Below are 12,524 nucleotides of genomic sequence, written 5' to 3' on the forward strand. Positions count from 1 at the left end.
GGGCCTGGTGCGCAAGCGCTAGCCCCGTCCGTGTTCCTGATCGCCAGCCGTGACTGACGCATGAGTACCGACCAAGCCTTGCCTGCCGGCGCCCTGGGCGCCCCCGCGGACGCCGTAGCCCGGCGTGCCGACGCCGACCGCCGCGCCGACCGTTTCTTCCGCTACCTCGTCACCGGGGCCGGCCTTTTCGTGCTGGCCGCCCTCACCGGCGCGGCTCTCTCCATGCTCTGGGGTGGACGACTGGCCTTCTCCACCTTTGGATTCGAATTCCTGACCACGACCGACTGGGACGCCGTCGGCAAGAAGTTCGGCGCGCTCGTGCCGATCTACGGCACCCTCGTGACCGCGCTGATCGCGATGCTGATCGCCGTGCCGGTCAGCTTCGGCATCGCGCTGTTCCTGACCGAAGTCGCGCCGCCGTGGCTGCGCACGCCGGTCGCCTCGGCCATCGAGCTGCTGGCCGGCATTCCCTCGATCATCTACGGCATGTGGGGCCTGTTCGTGTTCGTGCCGGTCATGTCGACGACGGTGATCCCGTTCCTGACCGAGCATCTCGGCCCGCTGCCGATCTTCGGCCCGCTGTTCCAGGGTCCGCCGCTCGGCATCGGCATGCTGACCGCCGGCATCGTGCTCGCGATCATGGTGATCCCGTTCATTTCCTCGGTCATGCGCGAGGTGTTCCTGACGGTGCCGTCGCGGCTCAAGGAATCGGCCTACGCCCTGGGTTCGACGACCTGGGAAGTCGCCTGGAACGTCGTGCTGCCGTATACGCGCTCGGCGGTCATCGGCGGCATCTTCCTCGGCCTCGGCCGTGCGCTCGGCGAGACCATGGCGGTTACCTTCGTGCTCGGCAACGCGCACCACCTGACCGCGTCGCTGCTGATGCCGGGCAACTCCATCGCCGCGACGATCGCAAACGAATTCTCCGAGGCCGACAGCGAGATCTACCTGTCCTCGCTGATCGCGCTGGGCTTCCTGCTGTTCATCGTGACCTTCATCGTGCTCGCGATCGCCAAGCTCATGCTGATGCGTCTGAACCGCAACGAGGGCAACCGATGAGCGCCATGGCCGAAAAGCTGTACCGGCGCCGCCGGCTCAAGAACGGCATCGCGCTGGCGCTGGCCAGCGCCGCGACCCTGTTCGGCCTGTTCTGGCTGGTCTGGATACTCTGGACCACGCTGATAAACGGCGTCGGCGCGCTGAAACCGGAGCTGTTCTACCAGATGACGCCCCCGCCGGGCTCCGACGGCGGCCTCGCCAACGCGTTCTTCGGCTCGGTGCTCATGAGCCTGCTCGCGATCGCGCTCGGCACGCCGGTCGGCATCCTCGCCGGCACCTTCCTCGCCGAATACGCGCGCCGCTCGCTGCTAGGCGAAGCGATACGCTTCGTCAACGACATCCTGCTGTCGGCGCCGTCCATCGTGCTCGGCCTGTTCGTCTACACGCTCGTGGTCAAGCAGATGGGCCATTTCTCCGGCCTCGCCGGCGCGATCACGCTCGCACTGATCGTGCTGCCCGTGGTCGTGCGCACGACCGACGAGATGCTCAAGCTCGTGCCGAGCCAGATGCGCGAGGCGGCGCTGTCGCTCGGCGTGCCGCAGTGGAAGGTCACCGTGCAGGTGCTGTACCGCTCGGCCCTGCCCGGCATCGTCACCGGCGTGCTGCTCGCGCTCGCGCGCATCAGCGGCGAGACCGCGCCGCTGCTTTTCACCGCGCTCAACAACCAGTTCTGGAGCGTCGACATGGGTGGCCCGATGGCCAGCGTGCCGGTCGTCGTCTTCCAGTACGCCATGAGTCCCTACGATTCCTGGCACTCGCTGGCCTGGGCCGGCGCGTTCATGGTCACCGTCTTCGTTCTCTGCATCAGTTTGATCGCCCGCGCGATCATCGCCCGCCGGAAGGTAGCCAATGACTAATCTGAACCTGGCCGTCGCGGCCTCGCTCAACGTGACCACGCCGTCGGACCAGACGACGTCGGCGGCGAAGATCACCGCGCGCAATCTCGATTTCTACTACGACGGCTTCCATGCGCTGAAGAACATCCGCATGGACATTCCCGAGAAGCGCGTGACTGCGATCATCGGCCCGTCGGGCTGCGGCAAGTCGACCCTGCTGCGCATCTTCAACCGCATCTACTCGATCTATCCCAAGCTCGAGGCGAGCGGCGAAGTGCTCCTGGACGGCGAGAACATCCTCGATCCGCGCTATCCGCTGAACCGGCTGCGCTCCAAGGTCGGCATGGTGTTCCAGAAGCCGGTGCCATTCCCGATGTCGATCTACGACAACATCGCCTACGGCATCAAGCACTACGAGAGGCTGTCGCGCGCCGACATGGACGTGCGCGTCGAACAGGCGCTGCGCCAGGCGGCGATCTGGGACGAGGCCAAGGACAAGCTCAAGGGCAGCGCGCTCGGCCTGTCGGGCGGCCAGCAGCAGCGCCTGTGCATCGCACGCGCGATCGCGCTGCGGCCCGAGGTCATCCTGTTCGACGAGCCGACCTCGGCGCTGGATCCGATCGCGACCGGCAAGATCGAGCAGCTCGTCGAGGAGCTCAAGAAAGACTTCACGATCGCGATCGTGACCCACAACATGCAGCAGGCCGCGCGCTGTTCGGACTACACCGCGTTCATGTATCTCGGCGAACTGATCGAGTTCGGCGAGACCGAGACCATGTTCACGCGGCCGAGCAAGCAGCAGACCGAAGACTACATCACCGGCCGTTTCGGCTGAGCCAGCGAACCCACGACCATGCCCGAAACGACCGCTTCCCACGAACACATCATCAAGAGCTACGACGCCGAGCTCAGCCGACTGCTGAGCGAGATCGTGCGCATGGGCCAGCTCGCCGGCGAGCAGCTGTCGCTGGCCGCCGCCGCCGTCGACGAACGCAACAGCGACCTCGCCGCGCGCGTGGTCGAAGGCGACAACGCGATCGACGCGCTCGAGCATGATGTCAGCCACGACGTGCTGCGCCTGCTCGCGCTGCGCCAGCCGATCGCGCGCGACCTGCGCGACGTGCTCGCCGCGCTGCGCATCGCCGCCGACATCGAACGCATCGGCGACTACGCCGCCAACGTGGCCAAGCGCGCGATCGCGCTGAACCAGAACGCGCCGATGCGTCCGGCCGCGAGCCTGCCGCACCTGGCCGAAGTCGCCGGCGACATGCTGCGCGACGTGCTCGACGCCTACCGCCGCGGCGACGCCGACGCGGCCGTCGAGGTCTGGAAGCGCGACGTGCAGCTCGACACGCTGTACACGGCCATGTTCCGCGAGCTGCTGACCTACATGATGGAAGATCCGCGCAACATCACGCCGTGCACGCACCTGCTGTTCATGGCGAAGAACATCGAGCGCATCGGCGACCACGCGACCAACATCGCCGAGAACATCTACTTCCTCGTCCACGCCAAGCCGCTCGTCGAGGAACGCCGCAAGGGCGACCAGACGAGCACGATGGTGGGATGAGAGCCGGGAGTCGGGAATGGGGAATCGGTAGAGCGACAGCCGCATCGCAATACCGAGCCTCAGCCCGATTCCCGATTCCCCATTCCCGGCCTTAATACACCGCGAAATCCGCCCGGCAGCCGTTGCTGACCCAGAGGCGGCCGCGCTCGACGCCCCAGGAGCGCGCATAGATGCACGGGCTCGAGCTGTGCTGCCGGTACACTTCGACGTGCCCGCGATACGGCAGGCCGCAGTAGCGCAGGCGGTTGTCGTTGGACTCGCAGCGTATCGTGCGGCGCGGATCGCCGTAGCCGTAGCGGTCGTCGTAATAGTCGCGGCCGCGGTCGCGTTCCTGGTTCGCGATGATCGCGGCGCCGATGACGCCGAGCACGACTGCCGCGGCGACCGCGTTGTCCTTGCTCGACGACGAACTGCCGGCGCCGACCTGGAATTCGGCGCGGCAGCCGCGGTCGACCCAGATCCGGCCGACGTCGTAGCCCCAGGTATCGCCCTGCCAGCAGCCCTGCGAGCTGAGCTGGCGCGTCAGGCGCACGCCGCTGCGTCCGTCCACGGGACAGCTGCGATAGCTGCCGGAGGATTCGCAGCGCACGGTCTCGGCCCGGCTGCGCGGACTGAAGCCGAGCAACAGCAATGCGGCGAACAGGATCAGCACGACGAGTGCACGATTCATGGCTGCTTCTCCTGATGGCGCGCGGCGAAGAACGCGTCGAGCTCGGCGCCGTCGAGCTGGCCGTTCGCATCGGCGTCGAACTTCGCGAAGCTCGGTTCGAGCTGGTCGCTGAAGTCGTCGCGGGCCAGGCGTTTCTGCTCCGCCGCGATACCGCTGCCCTCCAGCCACTGCGGCGGGAATTCGGCGCCGTCGAGCACGCCGTCCCGGTTCCTGTCGCGTGCGTCGAAGCGCCGCAGCATCGCGTTGCGGTATTCCTCGAAGCTGATCCTGTCGTCGCCGTCGCGGTCCATGCGCGCGAGCAGCCGGCTCTTGCGGTCGGCCGGCGCAGGCTCGCCGGACGTGGCGGCGGTCGCGGTGGTCGCGACCAGTGCGGCCGCGAGCCCGAGTACGAAACATCGGATCCTCATGCGTCACCTCCTTGCGTGGTTGCCGGAATGACGCCGCCGGCCGGGGCCGGCCGCGCCGCGGTTGCTTCAGGAAACAGCGGAACGCGTGTTCGCGGCGCGAAGCGCGGCGAACGGCGATGTCGAGGATCGGATACGGCGATGGCCGTCGGGCGCAGCGGTCGTGCCGGGCCGGTGCGCCGGTGCTGCGGCGGCAGGCATTCGGGACGACAGGTGCATGGCCCATCCTCGACGTCGCTGCATTCGTGCAGAGTTTTGCACAGTGCGCGGCTCTGCAGGCGACAGCGGACCAGCCCGCCGCCGTCACTCCAGCGCGATCGCGTGTCCGCCGGCGCGCCAGGCGTCGATGCCGCCGGCCAGCGGACGCACGCGGCGGAAACCGCGTTTCATGAGCTTGCGTGCGACGAGCACGGCCGATGCGTCGTTCGGGCAGGCGCAGTAGACGACGACGTCGGTGTCGTCCGGTACCGGCAGCGGCGTGTCCGCGTCCAGCTCCACGAGCAGGGCGCCCGGGATGCGGCCTTCGCGTTGCTGCTGCAGCAGCGGCCGCGCGTCGAGCACGAGCGGCGGACGGTCCGAGGCGAGCAGTTCGGCCAGCTGCGCCACGCTGATGCGGTCCATGCGCAGCTGGCGGATCAGCAGGCGCCGCTTCCACCAGCGCGTCAGCACGTAGACCGCGAACAGCGCGACGACGAGCAGGCTGCCCCAGCGGCCCAGGCTGGCCAGGGTGCTCAGCACTTCGTCGATGGCATCGCGGAACGCGACGCCGAGCACGACGGCGACGCCGGCCCACAAGGTCGCGCCGATCAGGTCGAAACCGACGAAGACCGGCAGCGAGGTACGCGTCGTACCGGCCAGCGCGGTCGCGAGCGAGGCGAAGCCCGGCACGAACTTCGCGAAGCTCAGCGACGGCGCGCCCCAGCGCGCGTACAGGTTCTGCGTCTGGCGCACGCAGGAATCCGGCGACAGCGACAGCCGGCACAAGGTGCCGAGCACGCGCGATCCGTAGCGCCGGCCGGCCGCGTACCAGGTCAGGTCGGCAAGCAGCGCCGCGACGGCCGCGACGGCCAGCACCTGCAGCGGTCCCTGCGGCGTCGCCGAGCTGACCGCCGCGGCGACCAGCAGCACCGGATAGGCCGGCAGCGGAATGCCGGCCTGTTCCAGCAGCACGCAGAAGAACACGAGCGGCAGGCCGTGATGCTCGATCAGGGTGACGAAGCTGTGCACGGCATTCCGGCTCGCAGGACGAAGACGCCTGACTGTAGCCGCGCGCGGCCTCGCGGCCAATGCACCGTCGTGCCCCGCGCGGCGCAGAACAGCTCCGGAGTCGTCGCGCTCGCGCCGTTGCGACGGCCGTGGCTGCGCCCGCCCGTGTCGACCGGCGGGCGTCGCCATGGCGATGCGGTGGAATACTCGGCCGGCCGTTCGCGACGGAGCCTGCCCATGCGCTGGAAGCGAGTCTTGGCCGTCGCCGTCCTGAGCGCCGCCGGTGCGGGCGCGTGGTCGATCACGCGTCCCGGATATGCGCCGGTGCCCGACGAGATCGCCCGTCTCGTCGGCATCTATCGTCTCGACGACGGACGTCTCGTCGATCTCGCGCCGCTGACGAACGCGCCCGCGCTGCGCTGGCGGCTGCCCGACGGCCGCAGCGGCCGGCTGATCCGCGACGCCGACGGCCGCTGGCAGCGGCGCGCCGGCTGGAGCGACGCGGCCGATGCAACCGCGATCGAACCCGGCAATTGCGCGGCGCCGGCATTGCAGTTCAAGGGCCTGCGCGGCGAACGCCCGGCCTTCGCCGAACAGGACACGCGCTTCGCCGGGGCCGGCGAGACCCTGGCCGGGCACCTCGTGCTGCCGCGCGGCGACGCGCCGGCGCCGGTCGCCGTGCTCGTGCACGGCTCGGAAGCCTGGTCGGCGCTGCGCCACGGCTATTTCCAGCGCCTGCTGCCGGCCCACGGCATCGGCTGTTCGTCTACGACAAGCGCGGCACCGGCGCGAGCAGCGGCCGCTACAGCCAGGACTTCGACCTGCTCGCCGGCGACGCCGCGGCGGCACTGAAAGAAGCGCGCCGCCTGGCCGGCGCACGCGCCGTGCGCGTCGGCTTCGCCGGCGCGAGCCAGGGCGGCTGGATCGCGCCGCTCGCGGCCCGGCACAGCGATCCGGACTTCATCGCCGTGAGCTACGGCCTGGCCGACAGCCCGCTGGCCAAGGCTCGCGAAATCACCGACGCGACCGGCCCGATCATGGCCTCGCGCTTCCGCGACGGCTATGCGCGCCTGGCCGAGCTCAAGACGCGCTACGGCCACGAACCCTGGTAGCAAGACATGCGCGGCGAGTTCACCGGCGATCTCGTGCGCTGACCCGCGTTCGCGCTGCGCGGGTTCGGGCCGTTCTACGACGAGGGCACGAGCTGGACCTACGATCCGATTCCGGCCCTGCGTTCGCTGCAGCCACCGCTGCTCTGGATACTGGCCGGCGCCGACCGCGAAGCGCCGCCCGAGGAAACGCGCCGGCGGCTGCTGTCGGTCGCCGGCCGCGGCAACGTGACGCTCGTCGAATTCCCCGACACCGACCACGGCATCATCGAATTCGCGCAGCAGCCCGACGGCTCGCGCACCGGCACGCGCATCGCCGAGGGCTATCTGCCGCTGCTGATGGACCGGATCCGCGACGGCCGCCTCGGACCCGGACCGTACGGCCGCGCGCAGATCCTCGCGCCGGGCGGCCAGGTACCGTCGAGCCAGGCAAGCGGCGACCCCGGCTGAGCCAAATCCGCTTTTTGCGACGTTGGCGGTTTCCCGCTGCGCCGCCGGAGCACCGTTTTACGCGTGAAACCCGCTGCGGAGCGCGGCCTCGCGGCGTTATGCGCAATCCGTCATGAGATTCTGTTCAGCTACTGGACGCCGCCGACCCGGCGCCCTATCGTCGCCGTTTTGTCCGCCCCCTGACGGAGTTTGCGCCCATGCGCCTGCCCTTGATGTTGGTTCCTGCCCTGCTGCTGGTGGCCGCCTGCCAGCCGGTCAAGAAGGAATCCGCTGCCGATCGCCTCGTTTATCCAGTTTCCAAGAAAGTCGCCCAGGTCGACACCTACCACGGCCAGGAAGTCGCCGACCCCTACCGCTGGCTCGAGGACATCGACTCGCCCGAGACCGGCAACTGGATCAAGGCGCAGAACGACGTCACCAATGCCTATCTCGCCAAGATTCCGGGCCGTGACCGCATCGCCGCGCGCGCGACGGAAATTTGGAATTTCAATCGCTGGAGCGTGCCGACGCGCCAGGGCAAGCAGTGGTTCTGGTTCAAGAACGACGGCCTGCAGAACCAGTCCGTGCTCTACGTCGGCGACAAGCCCGAAAGCGAAGGCCGCCAGCTGCTCGATCCGAACAGCCTGTCCACCGACGGCACGATCGCGCTGAAGGACACGGCGTTCAGCGCCGACGGCAAGTTCATGGCCTACGGCCTGTCCAGCGGCGGCTCCGACTGGGAAGAATGGCGCGTGCTCGACGTCGCCAGGGGCGAGCCGACCGAGGACGTGCTCAAGTGGGTGAAGTTCTCGGTGGTGGACTGGAGCCGCGACGGCAAAGGCTTCTGGTACAGCCGCTACGACGAGCCCCAGGGCGAGAACGCGCTGAAGGCAAAGAACGAATTCCAGAAGCTGTATTTCCACAAGCTCGGCACCCCGCAGAGCGACGACGAGCTCGTCTATGAGCGCAAGGACAAGCCCGACTACAGCTTCTCCGCCGACGCGAGCGAAGACGGCCGCTACCTCGTGATTTCGGTCAGCCAGGGCACCGAGCGCAAGAACCTCGTGCTCTACCGCGACCTCAAGGCCAAGGGCAGGAACGGCCTGATCAAGGAACTGATCGGCGAATGGACCGCCGAGTACGACTTCATCGGCAACGTCGGCAGCAAGTTCTATTTCCGCACCGACGACGATGCGCCGCGCGGCCGCGTGATCGCGATCGACGTGGCCAAGCCGGCGCGCAAGAGCTGGAAGACCGTCGTCGAACAGAACGACGACGCACTGCAGTCGGCGCACCTGGTCGGCGGCCAGCTCGTGCTGAACTACCTGCACGACGCGAGCTCGCGCCTGCGCCGCTACGGCCTCGACGGCAAGTCCAAGGGCGACATCCAGCTGCCGGGCCTCGGTACGGTCGCGACGTTCCAGGGCCGCCCCGACGACAAGCAGGCGTTCTACAGCTTCGCGAGCTACACCACGCCGACCTCGATCTACCGCTACGACGTGGCCAAGGGCAAGAGCAGCCTGCTGCACGCGCCGACGATGGCGTTCGATCCGAACCAGTACGAAACGCGCCAGGTGTTCTACACGAGCAAGGACGGCACGCGCGTGCCGATGTTCGTGACCGGCAGAAAGGATCTCGTGCTCGACGGCAGCAACCCGACCATCCTCTACGGCTACGGCGGCTTCCGCATCCCGCAGGTGCCGGCGTTCTCGCCGTCGATCGCGACCTGGCTGGACCAGGGCGGCGTGTTCGCGGTGGCCAACCTGCGCGGCGGCGGCGAGTACGGCCGCGAGTGGCACGAGGCCGGCACGAAGCTCAGGAAGCAGAACGTGTTCGACGACTTCATCGCCGCGGCCGAATACCTGATCGCCGAGAAGTACACCTCGCCGCAGCGCCTCGCGATCCGCGGCGGTTCCAACGGCGGCCTGCTCGTCGCCGCGACCGAGCTGCAGCGTCCCGAGCTGTTCGCCGCGGCCGTGCCGGCGGTCGGCGTGCTCGACATGCTGCGCTTCCGCGAATTCACGATCGGCAAGGCCTGGGAATCGGACTTCGGTTCGGTGCTCGATGCCGACGAGTTCGCCGCGCTGCGCGCCTATTCGCCGCTGCACAACGTCAAGCCCGGCGTCGCCTACCCGGCCACCCTGATCACGACCGGCGACCACGACGACCGCGTGTTCCCGGCGCACAGCTTCAAGTTCGCCGCGGCGATGCAGGCGGCCAATCCGAAGGGCAAGCCGCAGCTGATCCGCATCGACGTGCGCGCCGGCCACGGCCAGGGCAAGCCGACGGCCAAGCAGATCGCCGAAACCGCCGACGTCTACGCGTTCATCCTCAACGCCTTCGGTCTGGCCAAGCCGTAAGCGTCGCCGCGACACGAGCTTCGCCGTTTCTTCGACGCCGGGCGCACCAAGCGCCCGGCGTTTTCGTTTCCGCGGTCCGCTGCAGGGCACCGCGCCGTTCCGGATTGCCCGCAGACCGGCCCGGACCGCCCGCAAAAAAGTCTCCGCGAACACGGATACTCGCGCCGCGGCGAATCGCGCCGCCTGCCCCGTTGCCGCCGTGCGCCTGATCCTGCTGTTCGCCTGCTGTCTCGCCCTGCTGCCCGTACTGCCCGCAGCCGCCGGCGATCCCACCGACGACGCCTTCGATGCACTCCTGTCGCTGCCGCAGGCGCAACCGGCCGAGGGCGAGTGGAATATTCGGCACCGGAACCTACTACGCCCTTTGCGCGCCCAGGCGCTGATACGCCGCTGCCGCGGCTAGCGCCGGCGGAAATCGGATTCGTCGACTGCGCGGGCTGCCTGCGCACGGGGCTGCGTGCCGCCTTCGACGTCGAGTACAAAAACTTTTGGAAAAAATTCGAAACCGCCGACCACGCTGATTGCGGCAAACCGCGGCGCCGGGGAGGTCCATTCGCGAAAGTCGCGCGCCGAAGCGACCGGCGAGGACCTGGGGATTCTTCCCTTGCCGTTCTTCGCGGCGTGAAACCCGCGATGACGCGGTTCGCCGCGCTCCCTCGCAATCTACGCCAGCGCGATGCCGCCGGGACCGAAGCGGCGCTCGATCAGGCCGGTGCCGCCGTCGGCGGCGCGCCAGGCCAGGGTGCTCGCACGCGTTCCGTAGGCCTCGCCGCGGATGAAGATCGGCGCGAGGAAGCGCTCGCGTTCGAGGCCTACGCCCGTGTCGGGCAGTTCCGCGTCGACGGGCCGGTTCTCGTCGGCCAGCAGGTCGAGCAGCGCCGCGTCGCCGGCTCGTGCGGCCACCGCGGCCTCGAAGCGCTGCCGCAGCCGCTGCATCTTGGGCCACGGCGCGTCGAGCGGGCCGTTGCTGATCAGGTGCACGCCGGGCGTCAGGCGCTGCGCACGGGCGCGCGGGCTCTCGAGGCACCAGGCCTGCTCGCGGTCGGCGACGACGAGGTTGAACGGCGCGAAGTCGCCGATGCGCCGCACGAGCGCGGAGACGTAGTCGGCCGCGCTCGTTTCGCCGGCGACGAAATCGCGTACGAGCGCACCGCGCGAGGCCGCGCCGCGCTGGGCGTTGAGCAGCCGGATGTTGGTCACCGCAGCCATGCGTCCGCTCTCGTGCAGCGCGAGCCAGCTGCCGCCGGCTTCGAGATCGCGGCCGCCGACGACGCCGGGCAGATCGCTCCAGGGCCCCGCCGGCGCGCTCGCACGCGCATGGAATTCGTCGCGATTGCCGAGCATCAGCAGCGGCCGCTGCGGCGCAACGTCAAGCGCGAGCAGCAACAGGCACATCTCAGCGTCGTCTCATGGTTGCGTGCGGATGCGCGCTGCGCGTCGACAGCGGCGGCACGGCGCCGCGCACGAGTCGCGGCAGCCTCGCCTCGTCCTCGCACGGCAACCGCGTGCGGCCGCACGCGGCGCTCGTCCGCCGCGACCACGGCTCCGGGACGAATGGCGACAAGCCCATCGGCGCCACGCGCGTCCGACCGGGGACAACGCCGCGCATCAGCGGCTGCCGCCGTCGGCGGCGCGGCCGAGTTCGCGCAGCTTCTGCTCCAGGGTGCCGAGGCGCGGATTGCCCGGGCTCAGGCCGCGCGCGGCGTCGAGCGCGCGCCGTGCGTCGCCGGGGCGGTTCTGCGCGACGCGCTGCTCGGCTTCGTCGAGCAGGGATTCGGCCAGGCGCGCACGCAGGGGCGGCAGGCTCGCGTCGGCCGGCGCGAGCTGTTCGAGGGTGTCGACGAAATCGCGCGCGCGGTCGAGCTTCTGCTGGCCGATCGCGATGTTGAACTGGTCGCGCGCGACCTGCGGCAGGCTTTGCAGGCCCGCGAGCGCCTGCGCGTTGCGGCCGTCCAGCGCGAGCGCGGCACGGTACTGGTCGTAGGCCGAAGTGCCCGGCGGCAGCACGAGATTGCCGTCGCGCGCGGCCTTGTCCGCGGCGGCGAGGTGCGCCGCGAGCTTCTGCTGCTGCTCCGGCGTCAACGCCGGCCGCGAGGCCGCGATCTCGAGGCGCTCGCGCAGTTCGCGCAGTTCGCCGCGCGCGGCGGCCAGGTCGGCCGAACCCGGCGCGAGCGCCTCGGCCTGGCGCAGCAGACGCTCGGCCGCGGTCGGATCGCTCTGCTCCAGCGCGGCGTTGGCCTGCACGATCAGCGCGCGCGCGACCTGAGCCAGTCCGGCGCGCGCCTTGGCGTTGCTGGGATCGCGCGCCAGCACGGCCTTGAACTGGGCCAGCGCGTTGTCTTCGCCTTCGCCGGCGATGCGCCCGCCGCGCAGCAGTTCCTCGCCGCGCTTGAGCCGCTGCTCGAGCGCGGCGCCGGCGCTGGCCCGCGCCGCGGTCAGCTCGGCGCGCAGGGTCGGCAGCACCGGATCGTTCGGCAGCGCGCGCGCGATCGCCTCGATGCGTGATGCGGCATCGTCCACTTTTCCCTGATTCAGCAATTCGCGTGTCTGCGCGGCGAGCGCGGCGCCGGCCTTGCGCAGGCCGGCCTGGGCCGGCGCATTGGCCGCGTCGCCGGCGAGCACGCGTTCGTACAGCTCGATCGCGCCGCCGGCGTCGAGCAGCTTGCCCGCCGCCAGCGCGGCCTCGGCCTGGTCGAACAGGCCGGCGACTTCGGTCGTTGCCGCCTCGGCCTGTTTCAGCGCCGCGGCAGCCTGTTCCACCGCCGAGCCGCCGGCGAGCAGCGCGCGCGCATCGGCCAGCCGCGCATGAGCCACGGCGAAATCGCGCCGCTGCGTCGCGGCCTCCGCTTCGGCGACGAGCGCCTCGCCGACGCGGCAGATC

14 protein-coding genes are annotated in these 12,524 nt (G+C 69.7%); 9 read left to right on the forward strand and 5 right to left on the reverse strand.

Features of this window, described 5'->3' with window-relative positions; translation table 11 throughout:
• Positions 1–78 precede the first annotated feature (78 nt).
• Genes pstC through phoU form a run of 4 tightly spaced genes read left to right on the forward strand, consistent with a single transcriptional unit; the run spans position 79 to position 3,465 of the window.
• Positions 79–1,059, forward strand: coding sequence for a phosphate ABC transporter permease subunit PstC (gene pstC, locus NON22_RS04990; protein ID WP_425507951.1), 981 nt, complete (start codon positions 79–81; stop codon positions 1,057–1,059).
• Positions 1,056–1,916, forward strand: a complete 861-nt coding sequence (pstA, locus tag NON22_RS04995) for a phosphate ABC transporter permease PstA (protein WP_257385826.1) — start codon at positions 1,056–1,058, stop codon at positions 1,914–1,916. The genes pstC and pstA overlap by 4 nt, the downstream gene beginning before the upstream one ends.
• The gene (gene pstB / locus NON22_RS05000; protein WP_257385827.1) at positions 1,909–2,730 is read left to right on the forward strand and encodes a phosphate ABC transporter ATP-binding protein PstB; all 822 of its coding nucleotides are present in this window, start codon (positions 1,909–1,911) and stop codon (positions 2,728–2,730) included. The genes pstA and pstB overlap by 8 nt, the downstream gene beginning before the upstream one ends.
• Before the next feature lie 18 nt (positions 2,731–2,748).
• Positions 2,749–3,465 (forward strand): phosphate signaling complex protein PhoU, encoded by a 717-nt coding sequence (phoU, locus tag NON22_RS05005; RefSeq protein ID WP_257385828.1) that lies wholly within the window; start codon positions 2,749–2,751, stop codon positions 3,463–3,465.
• A gap of 91 nt (positions 3,466–3,556) precedes the next feature.
• Here phoU and NON22_RS05010 read toward each other — a convergent pair whose 3' ends face one another.
• The 3 genes from NON22_RS05010 to NON22_RS05020 form a co-directional block, all read right to left on the reverse strand.
• Positions 3,557–4,135 carry a DUF3011 domain-containing protein gene (locus NON22_RS05010; protein ID WP_257385829.1) on the reverse strand — a complete coding sequence of 193 codons (579 nt, stop codon included), beginning with the start codon at positions 4,133–4,135 and terminating at the stop codon, positions 3,557–3,559.
• The gene (locus NON22_RS05015; protein WP_257385830.1) at positions 4,132–4,542 is read right to left on the reverse strand and encodes an EF-hand domain-containing protein; all 411 of its coding nucleotides are present in this window, start codon (positions 4,540–4,542) and stop codon (positions 4,132–4,134) included. Before NON22_RS05015 ends, NON22_RS05010 begins: the two co-directional genes overlap by 4 nt.
• A gap of 300 nt (positions 4,543–4,842) precedes the next feature.
• Complete coding sequence (locus NON22_RS05020) at positions 4,843–5,766, reverse strand: DedA family protein/thiosulfate sulfurtransferase GlpE (RefSeq protein WP_257385831.1); 924 nt, start codon at positions 5,764–5,766, stop codon at positions 4,843–4,845.
• A gap of 216 nt (positions 5,767–5,982) precedes the next feature.
• On the opposite strand from NON22_RS05020, the gene NON22_RS05025 reads away from it, so the two are divergent.
• The 5 genes from NON22_RS05025 to NON22_RS05045 all read left to right on the forward strand — a co-directional run bounded on the left by NON22_RS05025 (position 5,983) and on the right by NON22_RS05045 (position 10,046).
• A complete protein-coding gene (locus NON22_RS05025) occupies positions 5,983–6,597 on the forward strand; it encodes an alpha/beta hydrolase (protein ID WP_257385832.1) in 615 nt (204 codons plus the stop codon).
• A gap of 32 nt (positions 6,598–6,629) precedes the next feature.
• Positions 6,630–6,857 carry a hypothetical protein gene (locus NON22_RS05030; RefSeq protein ID WP_257385833.1) on the forward strand — a complete coding sequence of 76 codons (228 nt, stop codon included), beginning with the start codon at positions 6,630–6,632 and terminating at the stop codon, positions 6,855–6,857.
• 225 nt (positions 6,858–7,082) lie between these two features.
• Positions 7,083–7,304, forward strand: a complete 222-nt coding sequence (locus tag NON22_RS05035; protein WP_257385834.1) for a hypothetical protein — start codon at positions 7,083–7,085, stop codon at positions 7,302–7,304.
• 197 nt (positions 7,305–7,501) lie between these two features.
• Positions 7,502–9,643, forward strand: a complete 2,142-nt coding sequence (locus NON22_RS05040; protein ID WP_257385835.1) for a prolyl oligopeptidase family serine peptidase — start codon at positions 7,502–7,504, stop codon at positions 9,641–9,643.
• Between the two features lie 199 nt (positions 9,644–9,842).
• On the forward strand, positions 9,843–10,046 hold the full coding sequence (locus tag NON22_RS05045) for a hypothetical protein (protein ID WP_257385836.1): 204 nt from the start codon (positions 9,843–9,845) through the stop codon (positions 10,044–10,046).
• Positions 10,047–10,306: 260 nt separating this feature from the next.
• Here the strand turns inward: NON22_RS05045 and NON22_RS05050 are convergent, their stop codons facing one another.
• Together NON22_RS05050 and NON22_RS05055 are read right to left on the reverse strand one after the other, a co-directional pair.
• Positions 10,307–11,038 (reverse strand): NRDE family protein, encoded by a 732-nt coding sequence (locus NON22_RS05050; RefSeq protein WP_257385837.1) that lies wholly within the window; start codon positions 11,036–11,038, stop codon positions 10,307–10,309.
• A gap of 213 nt (positions 11,039–11,251) precedes the next feature.
• A partial coding sequence (locus tag NON22_RS05055; protein ID WP_257385838.1) for a tetratricopeptide repeat protein occupies positions 11,252–12,524 on the reverse strand: 1,273 nt, incomplete at its 5' end.

The organism is Tahibacter caeni, from assembly GCF_024609805.1.
In the GTDB taxonomy this organism is placed as follows: Bacteria; Pseudomonadota; Gammaproteobacteria; order Xanthomonadales; family Rhodanobacteraceae; genus Tahibacter; species Tahibacter caeni.